Raw genomic sequence first — 17,829 nt, 5'->3', positions numbered from 1 at the left:
TGTCGGTTCCTTGAACTGAGTTAGCTAAGGCGATTCCAGCCTTACCTATAAAAAACCTCTTTGAAAGGAGGTGAAAAATTATGTGCTCCGGATCTTATTTGTATACGTATTGTCAACAGCTTGAATATCCTTGCAATGGAACTACTAAGCAACAATCGTGTCAATACTATTCTAGCGGCTGCTCCGTTTGTAAGTGCGGGTGTTAACTAAGCAACAAAATGAAGATGTCTGCTGTCCGATATAGACAGCAGACCTTTCATTTATTATGGAGTGATGGACCAAATGCAGGTAGTGTATTGGTTAAAGTGATAATTCATCAATATGATTCGGGCCAACGCCCAGATGCAAACCTAAGAAGAAAGAGTGTAGCCGAAGTGAACCATAAGGGAGTCCTTCGAGGATTGCTGATTGAGATCGTTCCGTTTATATGGAGGTCGGCCCCTGTCCGATTGGCCGTGATGATGGTCATTCGTATTGTGGAGGCTTTGCAGCCGGCGGTTCAAATTTACCTGACCAAGCGGCTGGTGGAGCAAGCTTCTCTTTTGTTTCAAGGGAATAAGGAAATGCTGCTGCCCGCGCTGACGACGATCGGTTGGCAGGCCTTGTTTTTTCTGACCGCTCTGGGCTTAAGGTCGCTTTCCCATATGCTTCTTCTGGTCATCAAGCAAAAAGCGCAGTTTCGATTGGACCGGGAGATCGCGGAAAAATGCTCCAGGCTGGATTATATTTACTTCGAGCAGTCCGAATATTACGACCGCCTGCAGAGAGTCACTCAAGGACTGGCTTATCGCGGGCTATCCGTGTTGGATCATTTTTTTCTGGTCCTGCAAAGCCTCATTACGTTAACTTCACTGCTTGTGGTTCTGGCCGGGTTTCATGGGATGCTGTCCGCAGGCGTACTGTGTCTGATTATCCCTTCCTTCTTAATCAATATGAAGCTGGGTCAAAAAAGATACAAACAGATGATCGCCCAAACGCCTTCGAGCCGCAAAGTCCATTATTTCATGGGCTTGATGACCGGCAGGGAGTCCGCCAAAGAAATGAAGCTGTTCAAGTTGTATCCTTACATCATCGACCAATGGGGAAAGTTGTATTGGAAAAATGCCAGGGAAAAGGCTGCTTTAGAAAAGTCGGGGCAATGGCTCGGCGGTTTCTCCGAGTTTTTCTCCTATGCGTTTACGGCGCTTTCCACCGTGATCGTCCTTCTAATGAGCGATACGGGCGGTCTAACGATCGGGGTTTTTGTGGCCATGATCCAGACCGTGACGACAGCCAAGGACAGTGTGATGCTGATCGCCGCCAATCTATCGGGCATTTACGAAAACGCTTTGTTTACCAGCGAACTGATCCAATTTATGCATCTGTCGGAGAAGAAACCGAAGGATCGCACGGATTTACCGGAGCTATCGACCGAACCTCGTGAAGCGGTACAAAAGGGCCTTGTGGTAGAGGGGTTGAGCTTCACCTATCCCAATCAGCGGACGCCGGCTTTGGCGGATGTCGGGTTTCACGTCAAGCCCGGACAGCGTGTGGCTATTGTCGGACACAATGGAGCCGGAAAGAGTACGTTGGCCAAATGCCTGCTTGGCCTATATAACCCTCAATATGGAAGAGTGCTTTGGAACGGCAAGGAGATTTCCATGGATGAGGAATACAAGCCGCTCAGTGCCGTTTTTCAAGACTTTATGCAGTACCAATTAACATTGAAAGAAAATATCGGATTCGGCCGGATTTCAGCGCTGGAGGACCAGGGCCGGTTGGAGATGGCGGCGGTCAAGACGGGAGTGGATTCGATTTCCCGCTCGCTTCCGTATGGATATGACACGCTTCTGGGCTACGAATATGAAGGAGGCAAAGAGTTGTCCCAAGGACAATGGCAAAAGGTGGCGCTAAGCCGTTCCTTTTTTAATACGGATGCCGAGCTGGTTATATACGACGAGCCCACTTCCGCATTAGACCCTATTGCCGAGGCCGCTTTGTTTGAACGATTTTCGGAATTGGTGGAAGGGAAAACGAGTATCATGATCTCCCATCGGCTCGGAAGCTGCCGCCATGCGGATCTGATTCTGGTGCTGAAAGACGGACGCCTGGTAGAACAGGGAACGCATGTGCAACTGCTTCAGCGCCAAGGGGAGTATGCGCGCATGTATGAGGCCCAGTCCCAATGGTATGACATGAACGGAGTGATCGCATGAGAAAAACGCTGGATTCATTAAAAACGCTGTTTGTTTCCTCTAGAGGCAAGGCGCAGAATACGGCGCTCACGGAGGGTGGGATCCCCCGGGGCGGGAATGTCGGCGATTATCTTCCTTTATTTAAAGGAAGGGACCAGATGGGAAGGAAAGTGAGGTCGGAGACGTTTCCCGGCCGGGTCACGAAGCTCATTTTTTTAAGCGATAGCTGCGCCTCGTGTATTGAAGTGTTAAAGCTCCTGGAGCATTCCCCCCGAACTAACCACTGTCTGGTTATAAAGGGGGATCCCGAGCCTTACTCAAACGCCGATTTGGAGGATATATCGTATGAATTTCCTATTTTCAGGTCATCCAGGGTCGTATCGGTGTTTGGAATTCAGCGTGTCCCCACTATTGTAACAGTAGGCGCAGAGGGACGCATTGAGAGAGTCGACGAGTTGGCCGATCCCGGGCAGTTGGGGGATCACTTGGAGGCGTCCTCTCCGGGTTGGCCCGGACGTGATCAGGGACTGCCTGTGAGTATGTTTCCGGACTCTCTATCGCATGAGGGGAAAGCTCTGGAGGGAGCAAGGAGCGTGATTCGTGACCAAGGTCCGGCGCTCGGCAGTTTCATTCCCAATAGAGAATACGTGGACCGGAGCGGCAGAGTATTGAGTATGCACTCCATCCAGGGTATGAAAGTGCTGCTGTTTATTTCGATGCACTGTGTCCGATGCTTGGAACTGGTGGCTGAGCTTCAGGAAATACAACAGCCCTCCGTCCGCTTTCTTCTGTTTTCTACGGGGAACGATGAAGACCATCAGGAGCTGGACGAATTTCTCCAGCGGAAGTGGCCCATCCTAGCTCTTTCTCCGGAGCAAATGGAGAGCGACTTTCTCATCCGAACCTTTCCTTTCGTCCTGGTTGCCGATGAACATCAGCGGATATGCCATAAAAGAACGGTCTATACCTCGCGTGAATTGGTTGAACTGGCTGGAACACGCGGAGGGGCAGCTTCAGGGTATCTTAAGAAATGATGCAGGAGGGATATGATGATGAATCCTTTATATTTGGACTATTGCGCTTCCACGCCTCTGCACCCCCGAGTGTTTCAGACCATGCTGGATTCCGCCCGGCATTGTTACGCCAACCCGTCATCCGTGCATGATATGGGATTTAAGGCTCGTCTTCGGGTGGAGGAGTCTAGAGAGAAGATAGCCCGGCTGCTTCAAGTCCAACCTGCGGAAATTATTTTTACGTCCGGGGCCACGGAGAGCAATAACCTCGCGATTTTGGGCGTTATTCGCGCCTGGATGAAGAAGACGGGGAGAACTCCCCATCTTATTATGTCGGAGATTGAGCATTCATCCGTTTATCAATGCGGTAAGCAGCTGGTTGAACAAGGGGCGGAGGTGTCGTTTCTTCCCGTCAATCGCAACGGGACTGTTGATCCGACTTCCGTGAAGGACGCGCTCCAAGCCAACACCGTTCTTGTGAGCGTGATGCATGTGAACAATGAAACAGGGGCCGTACAGCCCATCGGGGAAATCGCGGAGGTACTCCGATCGATGCCGGACGTTTTATTTCACGTAGATGGTGTACAGGGGTTTGGCAAAATACCGGTGGAACTTGAACCTATCGACCTCTATACCCTGTCGGGCCATAAAATCGGGGGGCCGAAAGGCATCGGGCTGCTTGTGGCCAAAGAATATATCGAGCTCGAGCCGCTCATGTACGGCGGGGAGCAGGAACAGGGCGTGAGACCGGGAACGACTAACGTTCCTGCGGTGTTGGGACTCACCGAAGCCATCGCGACGGCCTTGGAGGAACGCGAGGAAAAGGCGGCGTACTTAACTTTGCTGCATAAATCGGCGTATTCCGGGCTGGCGGCGATACCTGAGCTGGTGATAAACAGCCCGGAGCCTCCGGATTCCTCGCCGCATATCATCAATTTTTCGTATCCGAAAAAAGGTGTGACTTCAGCGATGATGATCAGTATGCTGGGCAAGCGCGGCATCATGGTCTCCTCGCAGTCCGCCTGCTCGTCAAAAGCCAAGCAAAGCCGCGTACTGATGGCCATGACGCAGGATGAAGCGATTTCTTCCAGCAGCATCAGACTCAGTTTTCATGAGGACGTGAAACTCGCGGATGTCGAATATTTGGTTGCTTCCATTGAACAAACCGTTGGTGAGTTAAAGGTGAAAAATAAATTCGATCTGCTGAAGAAGCAGCTTGCACACAAGTGATGAATACCTAATTGCCGTACGAATCAAGATGCTGCCAATCCCCTCGATATCATGGTATAATCTCAAGCAAATACCGATGTGTTAAACGTTAGTCATATCTGACTTTCGGGTAAATTACGGGAGGTTGGCATAACATTGAAACTACTTGGGGCTGTTGAAGCCGGAGGAACCAAATTCGTATGCGGGATCGGTCATGAGGACGGTACCATTCTGGAGCGCGTCAGTTTTCCGACCACGACGCCGGAAGAGACGATGGGACAGGTGCTCGATTATTTTCGGGACAAGCCGGTAGAAGCGATCGGCATCGGCTCATTCGGCCCGATCGATCCGATTCCGGGAAGCCCGACCTATGGTCACATTACGACGACTCCAAAGCCGCACTGGAGCCACTATAATATCGTGGGAACCATGCAGGCGGCAAAAGGCTGCAAGGTCGGCTTCGACACGGACGTCAACGGGGCGGCGTTAGGAGAATTGCGCTGGGGGGCGGCCCGGGGGCTGGACAACTGCCTGTACATCACAGTCGGAACCGGCATCGGGGCCGGAGCCGCCCTGGGCGGGGGGCTGATTCACGGCCTGTCCCACCCGGAGATGGGACATATCCTATTGCGGCGCCACCCGGATGACACCTACGAAGGCATTTGTCCCTATCATGGGGACTGCCTGGAGGGCCTGGCTTCCGGGCCGGCGATCGTGAAGCGGTGGGGCGTGAGTAACGGGGCCGATCTGCCGCCGGAACATCCGGCTTGGGAAATGGAAGCCTATTACCTGGCGCAAGCCTTGATGAACTACATTTTGATTCTTTCCCCGCAGAAAATTATAATGGGCGGCGGAGTGATGAAGCAGAGTCAGCTCTTCCCGCTGATTGCCGATAAGCTCCAGACCCAGCTGAACGGGTACATTCAGCACCCGAGCTTGCGGGAACATATCGGCGGATATATCGTGCCTCCGGGGCTGGGCGATAACGCCGGGCTCGCGGGCGCCTTGGCTTTGGCGGAGGCGGCTTTGCGGGGCTGACCCCGGTGGTGTAGGCCGGACGGCCGCCGCATGCCTTAGCGGAAGGCTTCGTTGGACGGGATTACGGTCTGGCGGGGCCTTTTTTGTTCCTCTTTTTTTGGCGTGATGCAGTATAGTAACGATGTGATGGAACCGGGACGGGAAAGCGTAAGCGTTAGGTAAATCCGGTTCATGGCATTCGTAAAAAGACAGTGATATAATAAACGAGATTTGTGGAACATTCGAGAATGAGAACGTGACCGCAAGTGAAGACTTAGCAATAAAACCGGAGGGACAAACCATGGCAAAACTGGTGATATGCGATCACCCCTTGATTCAACACAAGCTGACATTTATCCGCGATATGCGGACGAACACAAAGGATTTTCGTGAATTGGTGGATGAAGTGGCCACACTGATGGCCTATGAAATTACGAGAGAAATTCCGCTCGAATCGATCAAAGTGCAGACGCCGGTGGCCGAAGCCGAATCGCGTGTCATTTCGGGCCGGATGCTGGGACTCATTCCTATTTTACGTGCGGGACTGGGGATGCTTGACGGCGTTTTGAAGCTGCTTCCCGCCGCTAAAGTGGGCCATGTCGGGCTGTTCCGCGATCCGCAAACGCTGCAGCCTGTCGAATATTACGTGAAGCTTCCTACCGACGTGCAGGAACGCGAGCTGATCGTCATCGATCCTATGCTGGCTACGGGCGGTTCGGCCATTGCGGCGATTGAGGCGCTGAAGAAGCGCGGTTGTACGCAAATTAAAATGATGAACCTGATCGCCGCGCCGGAAGGCGTCAAAGCGGTACAGGACGCTCACCCGGATGTGGACATCTATGTGGCCGCGCTGGACGAGCGGTTGGATGAGCATGGTTACATCATTCCGGGTCTGGGCGATGCCGGCGACCGGTTGTACGGAACGAAATAAGAGAAGCTCTTTTAAGGAAGGGAACCGCTATGTCTAAAATCAAAGTGATGACGGTCTTCGGCGTAAGGCCGGAGGCGATCAAGATGGCTCCGCTTATCCTGGAGCTGCAAAAACACCCCGAGGATATCGAATCGGTGGTTTGCGTCACGGCGCAGCACCGGGAGATGCTTGATCAGGTGCTGGACGTGTTTCGCATCGTTCCGGATTATGATCTTGACGTGATGAAGCCGAACCAAAGTCTGAACGAAATTACGCTGCGCGTACTGGAGGGGCTCGAGAAGGTTCTGCGTGAAGCGAAACCGGATATCGTGCTCGTGCACGGGGATACGCTGACGACCTTTTTGGCCAGCTACGCGGCCTTCCTCCAGCAGATCAAAATCGGGCATGTGGAGGCCGGACTGCGTACCTGGAACAAGCTCTCTCCTTATCCGGAAGAGATGAACCGGCAATTGACCGGAGTTTTGGCGGACCTGCATTTTGCGCCAACGGACTGGTCGGCTGGGAATTTAAGGAAGGAAAATAAACCGGAGTCAAGCATATATATCACAGGCAATACAGTAACGGATGTGTTTCAATATACTGTACAGCCAAGCTATAACAACTCCGTGCTGGAGTGGGCCGCAGGGAAGCGGCTTATTCTGATGACCGCTCATCGGCGGGAGTCGCAGGGCGAACCGCATCGGAATATTTTCCGGGCCGTAAAAAGAATCGCGGACGAATTTGAAGATATCGCCATCGTTTACCCTGTACATCCCAGCCCTGCGGTGAAAGAGCCGGCATATGAAACTTTGGGCAACCATCCTCGTATTAAACTCATCGAGCCGCTGGATGTGGTGGATTTGCATAATTTTTATCCAAAAACCCACCTTATTTTGACGGACTCCGGCGGTTTGCAGGAAGAAGCGCCGTCTTTTGGCGTTCCTGTCCTTGTGCTCCGCGATACGACGGAACGTCCCGAAGGGATCGAAGCGGGTACACTGGAACTGGTCGGCACGGATGAGGAGATGGTATATGAGCGGACAAAGGCGTTGCTCACCGATCGCGAGCTATATGAATCTATGAGTCGGGCTGCGAACCCGTACGGTGATGGAAAAGCATCGGAACGAATTGTCAATGCGATTCGTCACCATTTTGGAATTTTAAGCGATCGTCCGGAGCAATTTCACAGAAAATTCACAAAGTAAGCAAAATAGGTTTTGCTCCCAGGCACAAAAAAGTATACAGTATTACTGTACGGTGTATGCTGCTGCATCAGGAATGCAAGGTCGAATTTAACATTTCGCAACTTTAAATCACTAAAAAACCTCAATTGACAAGAAGTCTTCACAATTAGTAAAATAAATTGGGATTATTAGGGTGATGGAATGGATGATCCGACAAAACCTGACAATAACGGCGGCCCCTGGAAGGCTGTCGCCTTGGTGACGGCGCTGGGGGCAAACCTTGCGGTATGCGCTGTGGGAGGATATTACCTCGGTTCCTGGATGGATCGACAATGGTTTGAAAACGGTCTCGGCATCGGTCTGGGCGTTCTTGTCGGTCTGGCTGCGGGAATCATGGGGATTATCGCTCTGATCAAGTCGGTCATGGGGGGAAATGATGGATGAACTGTCGAAATACCAACGTGCTTTGACAGTCGGAACCCTGGTTTTCCTGATGCTCTGTTTTCTCGGAGGCGCTCTGCTGCCGAAATATCAAAGCATTTTTCTCGGAATCGCGCTTGGCTCGGCCGTGAGCTCGATCAACGCGGTTTACCTGGGCCGAAAAGTACGGCAGGTGTCGGAAGCGGCCTTAAACGGCGGCTCCAAACGACTGAATTTAGGTTTTCTGACTCGGGTGGCTCTGGCGGTTCTAGCGGTTTTTGCCGCGATCAAAAACCCTCAATTTTTAAATATGTATGCGGTTGCCGGAGGCCTGGTCTTTGCACAATTCTATCTATTGTTAATAGGTATCCGTTTTTCCCGTAAGCCAGAGTAGGACATTCAACCTTAGAATGGGGGTGAGAAAACATGCATGAAGCTCCGATTATTGATCTGGGCGGTTTTCGCCTCGATCTGTCCATCGTCATTATGCTGGTGGTTACCTGCGCGATCGTTTTTATCGTCGCCAAGCTGGCTACCCGGAATCTGTCGGTGGAGAATCCAGGCAAACTCCAAAATTTCCTGGAATGGGCGGCGGAATTTGTCCGGAACATGATCTCAAGCACCATGGACTGGAAGAAAGGCAAGCCGTTTCTTTCCCTCGCCATGACGATGATTATGTTCATCTTCGTCGCGAACATGCTCGGCCTTCTGTTTGGGGTTGTCACCGAGTATACTGACGCTGATAAAGCCAAAATTTTCGGGAAAGAGATTATCTCCGTTACGGAAGTTTTGCATGAGCAGCATGAGAAACATCCGGGCGAGGAAGCTCACGCCGAGGTGGCCTGGTGGAAATCGCCGACTGCCGATGTCAGCGTGACGATGGGATTGGCTTTGCTCGTGTTTTTGCTTTCCCACGGTTTGGGTCTGTTTAAGAACACGAAGAATTATTTGAAGCACTACGTCCAGCCTTACCCGTTATTCCTACCGATAAACCTGATTGAACAACTATCCAAGCTGGTCACGCACGGTGTCCGTCTCTTCGCGAATATTTTCGCCGGAGAGGTGTTGATCTCCACCATTATGACCTTGGCGAAAGCGAGCGCTATGGGAGCTATCTTCTCGGTGCCGCTGCTGATGGTATGGGATGGTTTCAGTATTTTCGTCGGCGCGATTCAGGCCTTCGTCTTCGTAATCTTGATGATGGTATACATCTCGCAGAATCTTGAAACTCATGACGAGCATTAGTTTCAACTTAAGGTGTGAAGCCATCTTCACCCTGATTGAACATAAAATTTGATTTTTAATTCTAAGGAGGATATACAAAATGGGAGCAATGGCATTATTGGCAGCAGCTATCGTAGCAGGTTTGGGCGCGTTCGGCGCTGCATTGGGTAACGGTATGGTTATCAGCAAAACGGTGGAAGGCATGGCTCGTCAGCCAGAAGCGAAATCCACTCTGCAAACGACTATGTTTATCGGCGTAGGTTTGATCGAGGTACTTCCGATCATCGGTGTGGTCTTGGCATTCATGTTCTTTGGTAAGGCTTAATTGAATCTAAAAAAGAACTGGCGGGGAAGGCCACAGCCGTCCGCGCCTTCTTTTTAGCCCGCATGGGCGGGAAGACATAACGGATGGGCTTCGGAAAGGAGTGACTTTGATTGAGTTTCGTATGGGAAAACACCGTCATCGCGCTGATCGCGATCGGGATTTTATACTTTTTGCTGAATAAATACGCTTTCGGTCCGCTCTTCTCCGTGATGGAGAAACGCCGGGAATTGGTGCAGCAGCAGCTTAACGAAGCCGCACAAACCCGTGAACAGGCGGCAGCCTACGTGGAAGAGCAGAAATCGGCTCTTCAGGAAGCGCGTAAAGAAGCTTATGAGATTATCGAACAGTCGAAGCAAACGAGCAGCAAGCAGGCCGCACAACTGCTGCAGCAGGCGAAGGAAGAAGCGGAACGCTTGAAGGACGAAGCGGTACGCGATATCCAAAGCGAGAAGAACAGAGCGGTCGAGCAGCTTCGCAGCGAAGTGGGCGCCGTGTCCGTCAAGATCGCATCCAAGCTGATCGAGAAGGAAGTCAGCGAGGAGAAGGTGCAGGGCGAGCTGGTTGACCAGTATCTTAAAGAGGTCGGTGGCCGCTCATGAGCCGCGGGATCGTAGCCGCCAAACGTTACGCCAAGGCGCTGTATGAGATCGCCGCGCAGGAAGGCCGCACGCTGGAAGTAGAGAACGAGCTGAAAGCGCTGGCGTCCTCTTTTAAAGCCGGCGATGAAGTTGAGAGATTTATCGCTTCTCCCAATATTTCGTCGGAGACCAAGTGGGAACTGATTTCCCGGGCGATCGAAGGCAAATTGTCCAAACCGGTGGTATCTTTAATGAAGCTATTGGTGGAGCGCGGAAGAACCGAACTGCTTCCCGAGCTGTTGGAAGGGTACATTCAAATTTCCGGCGAGGCTTTGGGTATGGCTAACGCTACGGTTTATACCACGTATCCTTTGAACGAAGAAGAGAAGCGGCAGGTAGAGGCCGAATTCGGCCAGCTTGTGAACAAAAAGATCCGCATCGATAACGTGATTGATAAAGATCTGTTGGGCGGCATGAAGGTCAGAATCGGCGACACGCTGTACGATGGAAGTTTGGCCGGCAAGCTGGAACGGCTTGAGAAGTCTTTTCGAAGACAAGCACTGTAGATAGGGGTGAAACACTTGAGTATCAGACCTGAAGAGATCAGTTCACTGATTAAGAGTCAGATTGAACAATATAAATCGGAAATTGAAGTGGCCGAGGTTGGCACCGTTATTCAAGTAGGCGACGGTATCGCCCGTGTCCACGGACTTGAGAACGCCATGGCTAACGAACTGCTTGAGTTTGAGAATGGCGTGTTTGGCCTTGCGTTGAACCTGGAAGAAAGCAATGTCGGTGTCGTTATCCTGGGACCGTATAGCGAAATTCGTGAAGGCAATCAAGTGAAACGTACGGGGCAAATTATGCAGGTTCCGGTGGGCGAAGCTCTGCTGGGCCGCGTTGTTAACCCGCTCGGTCAACCGGTCGACGGTAAAGGTCCGATTGCGACCACAGAATTCCGTCCCGTTGAAAATAACGCCCCTGGCGTTATTGAACGGAAATCGGTACATGAGCCGATGCAAACCGGGATCAAGGCGATCGACTCGATGGTTCCGATCGGCCGCGGCCAACGGGAACTTATCATCGGGGACCGTCAAACCGGTAAAACGGCAATTGCCCTTGATACGATCATCAACCAAAAGGGCAACGGCGTAAAATGTATTTATGTCGCCATCGGGCAAAAGCAGTCCACCGTTGTCAACGTGGTGGAAACGCTCCGCCGCCATGGTGCGCTCGATTACACGATCGTCGTTACGGCTTCCGCTTCGGAACCGTCCCCGCTCCTGTATATCGCGCCTTATGCCGGGGTAGCCATGGCCGAGTACTTTATGTACAAAGGCGAGCACGTTCTGATTATTTATGATGACTTGTCCAAGCAAGCCGCGGCTTACCGCGAGTTGTCCTTGCTGCTCCGTCGTCCTCCGGGTCGCGAAGCTTACCCGGGTGACGTGTTCTATCTGCACTCCCGTCTCTTGGAGCGTGCGGCAAAGCTGAGCGATGAACTCGGCGGCGGTTCGATCACCGCGCTTCCGTTTATCGAAACGCAAGCGTCCGACGTATCCGCCTATATTCCGACCAACGTAATCTCCATTACGGACGGTCAAATCTTCCTGGAGTCCGACCTGTTCTATTCCGGTCAGCGTCCGGCGGTCAACGTCGGTATTTCCGTATCCCGGGTAGGGGGCTCCGCCCAAATCAAGGCGATGAAGAAGGTAGCGGGTACGCTCCGTCTCGACCTTGCCCAATACCGTGAGCTTCAGGCGTTCTCCCAATTCGGTTCCGACCTCGACAAATCGACGCAAGCGCGTCTGACCCGCGGTTCCCGGATGATGGAAATTCTGAAGCAAGGCGTCAACCAACCGCTGCCGGTAGAGGAGCAGGTTATCAGCCTTTATACGGCAGTCAAAGGTTATCTGGATGACATCGCGCTCGGCGATGTGCGCCGCTTCGAAGCGGAATTCCTGTCGTTCGTGAAGAACCAGCATGACGAAGTGCTGCAGTCGATCCGCGATACGAAAGATCTGACGGCCGATAATGAAGCGAAATTGAAGGAAGTTATCGAGAAGTTCAAAAGGGGCTTTGCGGCTTCCGTATAATAAATAGCGCATAAACCGGCCCTGGCTTTTTGCCGGAACGCCGGTTTGTGACTATGTTTTGGCTCTGCCAAAACTTGAGATGATGCTTACGAAGTAACTTTGGCTCCGCCAAAGTTTTAAGGTGGTGAAATCATGGCAAAAGGGATTCGCGAAATAAAACGCCAGATCAAGAGCATTCAGAATACCCGTCAAATCACGAAGGCGATGGAGATGGTGGCTTCGGCCAAGCTGAGAAAGGCGCAGGAAAAGGCACAGGCTTCACGCCCTTACGTCGAGAAGCTGAAGGAAGTGGTGACCAGCATCGCGTCCGGCTCGGACGGCGTCTCTCACCCGATGCTCGTTTCGCGGGAAATTAAGCGTACGGCATACATCGTGATTACGTCCGACGGCGGATTGGTTGGCGGTTACAACGCGAACCTGCTCCGTATGGTAATGGATGAAATCAAGCGCAAACATGCCTCTACCGAAGAGTACGGTTTGTTTGTGATGGGACGGAAAGGCCGCGACTATTTTATCCGCCGGGGACTTCCTGTGGTTGAATCGGTTACGGACCTGTCCGACACGCCTAAGTTCGCCGACATTAAATCGCTGGCTTTCGCGGCGGTGCAGGGTTTTGAACTTGAGCAGTATGACGAGGTGTACCTCTGTTACAGCCGCTTCATCAACGCGATTACCCAACGGCCGACGGTGGATCGTCTGCTTCCGTTCGACAAGGTGGAGCAGAACCACGACGTGAAGGCCGAGGTGGAATATGAACCGTCACCGGAAGCGGTTCTGGAAGTGCTGCTGCCGAAATATGCGGAAACGCTAATTTTCAGCGCCCTTCTGGAAGGTAAAGCGAGTGAGCTCGGTGCGAAAATGACAGCGATGGGCAGTGCGACGAAGAACGCCACGAAGATGATCAATGAACTTACTCTGACTTATAACCGTGCGCGTCAAGCGGCCATTACCCAGGAGATCACGGAAATTGTGGCAGGCGCGAACGCGCAAGGCTAATTAAGCCAGGTTCGGGCAGCAATAAGCCGGGGGATTCCTTGAAGGCAAGCTTTTTTCGTTGGGAGAAAGCCCTGCTTCAGGAATCTTTCACGGCCTAATACGGTTTGAATACAGTTTGCGGATGGGCAAAGCTCAGGATAATCTTCCGAGTAGTTTTGTTGTGAACTTTTTCATGTGCCCCGCAAAACTTTTAGGAGGGAACGAAAAAAATGAACAAAGGACGCGTTGTTAGCGTAATGGGTCCGGTTGTTGATATCGAGTTTGACCGCGGTCAACTGCCGGAAATCTTTAACGCCATCAGAATTGTGAAGCAAAACGCGGAGGATGGGAAGGGCGATCTGATGCTGGAAGCGTCCAACCATCTGGGCGACAACCTGGTCCGTTGTATCGCGATGTCGTCGACGGACGGTTTGGTGCGCGGTACGGAAGCCGAAGATTTGGGTTCGCCGATCTCCGTTCCCGTTGGGGAAGTAACCTTAAGCCGGGTTTTCAACGTGCTTGGGGAAACCATCGACAACAAAGGTCAGATCGACGGGGCTCTGCGTAATCCGATCCACCGCGAGCCGCCGAAATTCGAGGATCTGTCGACGCAAGCCGAAATCCTGGAAACCGGGATTAAGGTTATCGACCTGCTGGCTCCCTATGCCAAGGGCGGTAAAATCGGTTTGTTCGGCGGTGCGGGTGTAGGCAAAACCGTAACGATTCAGGAATTGATCCGTAACATCGCTCATGAACATGGCGGTATTTCGGTATTTGCCGGCGTAGGGGAACGTACCCGCGAAGGTAATGACCTTTATATGGAAATGACGGAATCGGGCGTTATCGCCAAGACAGCGATGGTCTTCGGGCAGATGAACGAACCGCCGGGCGCGCGTCTGCGTGTAGCCTTGACGGGCTTGACGATGGCCGAGTACTTCCGGGATCAAGAGGGCCGCGACGTGCTGCTCTTTATCGATAACATCTTCCGTTTCACGCAAGCGGGTTCCGAAGTTTCCGCTTTGCTCGGACGGATGCCTTCGGCCGTAGGTTATCAGCCTACGCTGGCAACGGAAATGGGTCAGCTTCAAGAGCGGATCACTTCCACGAAAAAAGGTTCGGTTACCTCCATCCAGGCCATTTACGTGCCTGCGGATGACTATACGGACCCGGCTCCTGCTACGACATTTGCGCACTTGGATGCAACGACCAACCTGGAGCGTAAAATTTCCGAGAAAGGGATTTTCCCTGCCGTGGATCCGCTGGCGTCCAGCTCCCGGATTCTGACACCGGAAATCGTCGGCGAAGAACATTACAATGTAGCGCAAGGCGTCAAGCAACTTTTGGCTCGTTATAAAGAGCTGCAAGATATTATCGCCATCCTGGGTATGGACGAATTGTCCGAGGACGACAAGCTGCTTGTAGCCCGTGCCCGGAAGGTCGAACGCTTCCTCTCGCAGCCGTTTAACGTTGCTGAACAGTTCACTGGCCTAAAAGGGAAGTACGTGCCGATCGCCGAAACCGTACGCAGCTTCAAGGAGATTTTGGACGGCAAGCACGACGACCTTCCGGAAGCGGCCTTCCTCTTCGTGGGTACGATTGAAGAAGCCGTTGAGAAGGCGAAGACGCTGTAAGTCGCACCGTTAGGGCGGATGCTTCAGAAATGAACATCCCGCGAACAGGAGGGATGAAAAGTGAGCACCTTTTTATTGGAAATCGTCACACCGGAGCATGTGGTCTTCTCCGAACAGGTCGAGAGTCTGACGGTCCGCGGATTGGAGGGGGAACTCGGTATTTTGCCGGGGCATATTCCTTTTGTTACCCCTTTGCAGGTAGCTCCCATTGTCGTGAAAGCCGGAGGGAAAACGAAGAACATCGCGGTGCACGGAGGCTTTGTTGAGGTCCAGGGCGATAAAGCGATTGTTTTGGCGGAGAGCGCGGAGTTGCCGGAAGAGATCGACGTGGAACGTGCCATTGCGGCGAGGGAACGTGCGGAACGCCGGTTGTCCGCCACCAAGCAGGATGTGATCGACCGCCGTCGGGCGGAGTTGGCCCTGCAGCGTGCGACGACGCGGATCAATGTTTCGAGCCGCTCGAAAGAGTAGCAAATGGGAGTCGGGCACCTGAGGGTGTCCGGCTTTTTTTGTGGGATCTTTACGTTGGAAACCGGACTTGGATAAAACCAGGAGAAATGGCGCCTTTTCAGGAATTACCTCCCCATGGAATGTCCATATTATGAATAAGGAAGCTCAAGGTTTCCAAAAATTAAATTTTCGGAAGAATAGATGAACTTGGAAGCCTTTGCAAACGAAAGAAATGCTGGATTATTATCACGCAGCCAAGTATGATATATAGGTCTATAAATTTATTTGTCTTTATCCGATATATTAGGGGAGTTATATTAACCGATCAGATCTCTGCGGCATAAATATAACGTGACAGGAGGGAGTTCATTATGAATCCGGTCGAGTCCGTCCCTGTATCGGTCGGGGTGAATGGCTTGACGGCCATACTCGTGTCTCTGGCATGCGTGGCCCTGTCTTGGTGGGCGTTGCAAAACCTCAAGCTCGATTTATTCATCCGGCATCCGAAGGGACCGCAAGGCAAACTGCTTCAGTTGCTGCTTGCCGTCGTATTGGGAAGGTTCGTCGCTTCCTTCGTGCTGGAGTATTGGGGTTACACTCAAATGCTGCGCTATATGTTTTGATTCCTAAGTCTTTGGTTATATGTCTGTTAGACATTAAGGACGAGGAAGATTGTCGAATAACATCAAAACATTGTGTCAACAATGGTGAATAAGGACTACAGTACGTTTAGACGATCCTGGCTTGAAGACAGCGCCGTTTCCTCGGTATTTCTCGTCTTTTCGACAGGTTTAGAGCCTTGTGCGCCTCAAATGACCGATGATATGATGAAATTTAGGGGAAATGGTGAAAATGAACGCGCGGAGGGAACCAAGATGAGCAAATTTATCGTCCGCGGTGGCAATGTTTTGGCCGGGAACGTTAAAGTTAGCGGAGCTAAAAATTCAGTGCTGCCAATCATTGCAGCATCCTTGCTGGGCGAGGAAGGCGTAAGCATTATACGTGATGCCCCTCCTTTGGATGATGTAATGACCATAAATAAAGTATTGGAATCGCTTGGAGCGACCGTTACATACGACCGTGAAGTAATTACGGTCGATGCTCAAACTATCGCTTCATGTGAAGCGCCGTACGAATGGGTACGGAAAATGCGGGCGTCTTTTCTCGTCATGGGCCCTTTGCTGACCAGAACGGGATACACACGAATCTCATTGCCGGGAGGCTGCGCCATCGGTACAAGACCGATCGACCAGCACCTCAAAGGCTTTGAAGCGATGGGAGCGGAAATTAACCTGGGGCAGGGCTTTATCGAAGCCAGATCCCAAGGCAGACTCCGCGGGGCGAAAATTTATTTGGACGTGGCGAGCGTCGGGGCGACGGAGAACATCATGATGGCGGCCACGCTGGCCGAAGGCACCACAGTGATTGAGAATGCGGCCAAAGAACCGGAAATCGTGGATCTGGCCAATTATTTGAACGGCATGGGCGCTATCGTCCGGGGAGCCGGCACCGGCGTGATTCGAATCGAAGGCGTCGAGAAGCTTCATGGAGTGGAGCACACCGTGATCCCGGACCGCATTGAAGCGGGAACTTTCATGATCGCAGCAGCGGCAACCGGCGGTAATGTGTTCGTGGAAGGAGCGATCGCCGATCACTTGGGTCCGATCATCTCGAAGCTCGAAGAAATGGGCGTGCGCGTGGAGATTCAGGAGAATGGCGTGCGCGTTATGGCGGATAAGCCTCTAAAGGCGGTGGACGTCAAAACATTGCCGTATCCGGGTTTTCCGACGGATATGCAATCGCAGATGATGGCGCTGCTGCTGGTTTCCGAAGGAACCAGCGTAGTGACCGAAACGGTTTTTGAGAACCGCTTTATGCATGTGGATCAGTTCCGCCTCATGAACGCGGAGATTAAGGTGGAAGGACGCAGCGCGATCGTAACCGGCGGAGCCAAGCTTAGCGGAGCCAAGGTCTGCGCAACCGATCTGCGTGCCGGAGCCGCATTGATTATCGCGGGCCTGGTGGCCGACGGAACGACGGAAGTGACCGGGACTCATCATATCGACCGCGGCTACGTTCATCTGGCCGAGAAATTGTCCGGACTGGGCGCCGATATTTGGCGGATCACGGAAGGCAAGGAGGCTGTAGCCGAGAAAACGACGGTTCCAGCACAAGAGGAACTGCCGCTGTTCAAAGTCCAGCCGACCTGGGCTTGATATCGGCAAGCGTAATTCTATAGGTAAGACAACACGGACCACGCCGGAAGGCGTGGTTTTTTGTCATGTTGCTATGGGGCACAACAAGAGGAAACCCTCCTTTGGCTCATCGGAACCGAATAGCGGCTTTTTGGGTGCTTATTTTTGGGAAAAAGCGGTCCAAACCCTGTTTCGGGGTTAGCACAAGGGAAATAAGACCCTTGTTGACCGCTAGCGTTGCATTAACCCGAAGGGATTAATGACCGTAATTGTCTCCCTTTTTGAAGCCTGACGGGAGGATAAGGGCCATTTGGGGCCCTATTTTGTCGAATTTGTCCCCTCGGTGAGAAATAGCGGTCTTTTGGGGCCTTATTTTGGGGAAAAGCGGACCGAAACTTGATTTTTGGACCAGCATCAGTGAAATAAGG

General features: G+C 52.2%; 18 protein-coding genes. All 18 read left to right on the top strand.

Annotated features, from left to right (window positions below; genetic code table 11):
• The first annotated feature begins 401 nt into the window (after nucleotides 1-401).
• The 18 genes from FRY98_RS14345 (at nucleotide 402) to murA (ending at nucleotide 17,422) form a co-directional block, all read left to right on the top strand.
• Nucleotides 402-2,195 (top strand): ABC transporter ATP-binding protein, encoded by a 1,794-nt coding sequence (locus tag FRY98_RS14345; protein WP_170287095.1) that lies wholly within the window; start codon nucleotides 402-404, stop codon nucleotides 2,193-2,195.
• The gene (locus FRY98_RS14340; protein WP_148453006.1) at nucleotides 2,192-3,208 is read left to right on the top strand and encodes a hypothetical protein; all 1,017 of its coding nucleotides are present in this window, start codon (nucleotides 2,192-2,194) and stop codon (nucleotides 3,206-3,208) included. Before FRY98_RS14345 ends, FRY98_RS14340 begins: the two co-directional genes overlap by 4 nt.
• A 15-nt stretch (nucleotides 3,209-3,223) precedes the next feature.
• On the top strand, nucleotides 3,224-4,417 hold the full coding sequence (locus tag FRY98_RS14335; protein ID WP_170287094.1) for a cysteine desulfurase family protein: 1,194 nt from the start codon (nucleotides 3,224-3,226) through the stop codon (nucleotides 4,415-4,417).
• Between the two features lie 135 nt (nucleotides 4,418-4,552).
• Nucleotides 4,553-5,434 carry an ROK family protein gene (locus FRY98_RS14330; RefSeq protein WP_148453002.1) on the top strand — a complete coding sequence of 294 codons (882 nt, stop codon included), beginning with the start codon at nucleotides 4,553-4,555 and terminating at the stop codon, nucleotides 5,432-5,434.
• Nucleotides 5,435-5,714: 280 nt separating this feature from the next.
• Nucleotides 5,715-6,344 carry a uracil phosphoribosyltransferase gene (upp, locus tag FRY98_RS14325; RefSeq protein WP_148453000.1) on the top strand — a complete coding sequence of 210 codons (630 nt, stop codon included), beginning with the start codon at nucleotides 5,715-5,717 and terminating at the stop codon, nucleotides 6,342-6,344.
• A 29-nt stretch (nucleotides 6,345-6,373) separates the two neighbouring features.
• Nucleotides 6,374-7,528 (top strand): non-hydrolyzing UDP-N-acetylglucosamine 2-epimerase, encoded by a 1,155-nt coding sequence (wecB, locus tag FRY98_RS14320; RefSeq protein ID WP_148452998.1) that lies wholly within the window; start codon nucleotides 6,374-6,376, stop codon nucleotides 7,526-7,528.
• Between the two features lie 180 nt (nucleotides 7,529-7,708).
• Nucleotides 7,709-7,951: an AtpZ/AtpI family protein gene (locus FRY98_RS14315; RefSeq protein WP_148452996.1), complete on the top strand. Its 243-nt coding sequence runs from the start codon at nucleotides 7,709-7,711 to the stop codon at nucleotides 7,949-7,951.
• Nucleotides 7,941-8,321: an ATP synthase subunit I gene (locus tag FRY98_RS14310; RefSeq protein ID WP_225039328.1), complete on the top strand. Its 381-nt coding sequence runs from the start codon at nucleotides 7,941-7,943 to the stop codon at nucleotides 8,319-8,321. The genes FRY98_RS14315 and FRY98_RS14310 overlap by 11 nt, the downstream gene beginning before the upstream one ends.
• 32 nt (nucleotides 8,322-8,353) lie before the next feature.
• Nucleotides 8,354-9,172, top strand: coding sequence for a F0F1 ATP synthase subunit A (gene atpB / locus FRY98_RS14305; protein WP_148452994.1), 819 nt, complete (start codon nucleotides 8,354-8,356; stop codon nucleotides 9,170-9,172).
• A gap of 79 nt (nucleotides 9,173-9,251) precedes the next feature.
• On the top strand, nucleotides 9,252-9,476 hold the full coding sequence (gene atpE / locus FRY98_RS14300) for a F0F1 ATP synthase subunit C (RefSeq protein ID WP_148452992.1): 225 nt from the start codon (nucleotides 9,252-9,254) through the stop codon (nucleotides 9,474-9,476).
• A 110-nt stretch (nucleotides 9,477-9,586) separates the two neighbouring features.
• Nucleotides 9,587-10,075, top strand: coding sequence for a F0F1 ATP synthase subunit B (atpF, locus tag FRY98_RS14295; RefSeq protein ID WP_148452990.1), 489 nt, complete (start codon nucleotides 9,587-9,589; stop codon nucleotides 10,073-10,075).
• Entirely contained in the window at nucleotides 10,072-10,620 is a 549-nt protein-coding gene (locus FRY98_RS14290; RefSeq protein WP_148452988.1) for a F0F1 ATP synthase subunit delta, read from the top strand. The genes atpF and FRY98_RS14290 overlap by 4 nt, the downstream gene beginning before the upstream one ends.
• 15 nt (nucleotides 10,621-10,635) lie before the next feature.
• Nucleotides 10,636-12,150, top strand: a complete 1,515-nt coding sequence (gene atpA / locus FRY98_RS14285) for a F0F1 ATP synthase subunit alpha (protein ID WP_148452986.1) — start codon at nucleotides 10,636-10,638, stop codon at nucleotides 12,148-12,150.
• A gap of 132 nt (nucleotides 12,151-12,282) precedes the next feature.
• A complete protein-coding gene (gene atpG, locus FRY98_RS14280; RefSeq protein ID WP_148452984.1) occupies nucleotides 12,283-13,146 on the top strand; it encodes an ATP synthase F1 subunit gamma in 864 nt (287 codons plus the stop codon).
• Nucleotides 13,147-13,355: 209 nt separating this feature from the next.
• The gene (gene atpD, locus FRY98_RS14275; protein WP_148452982.1) at nucleotides 13,356-14,756 is read left to right on the top strand and encodes a F0F1 ATP synthase subunit beta; all 1,401 of its coding nucleotides are present in this window, start codon (nucleotides 13,356-13,358) and stop codon (nucleotides 14,754-14,756) included.
• 60 nt (nucleotides 14,757-14,816) lie between these two features.
• Nucleotides 14,817-15,227 (top strand): F0F1 ATP synthase subunit epsilon, encoded by a 411-nt coding sequence (locus FRY98_RS14270; protein WP_148452980.1) that lies wholly within the window; start codon nucleotides 14,817-14,819, stop codon nucleotides 15,225-15,227.
• Nucleotides 15,228-15,577: 350 nt separating this feature from the next.
• Nucleotides 15,578-15,829: a DUF1146 family protein gene (locus FRY98_RS14265; protein ID WP_148452978.1), complete on the top strand. Its 252-nt coding sequence runs from the start codon at nucleotides 15,578-15,580 to the stop codon at nucleotides 15,827-15,829.
• Nucleotides 15,830-16,081: 252 nt separating this feature from the next.
• The gene (gene murA, locus FRY98_RS14260) at nucleotides 16,082-17,422 is read left to right on the top strand and encodes a UDP-N-acetylglucosamine 1-carboxyvinyltransferase (RefSeq protein WP_148452976.1); all 1,341 of its coding nucleotides are present in this window, start codon (nucleotides 16,082-16,084) and stop codon (nucleotides 17,420-17,422) included.
• The last annotated feature ends 407 nt before the right edge of the window (nucleotides 17,423-17,829 follow it).

Source organism: Paenibacillus faecis (assembly GCF_008084145.1).
In the GTDB taxonomy this organism is placed as follows: Bacteria; Bacillota; Bacilli; order Paenibacillales; family Paenibacillaceae; genus Fontibacillus; species Fontibacillus faecis.
The sequence above is the reverse complement of the archived record's forward strand: the minus strand, read 5'-3'. Positions and strand labels throughout refer to the sequence as shown.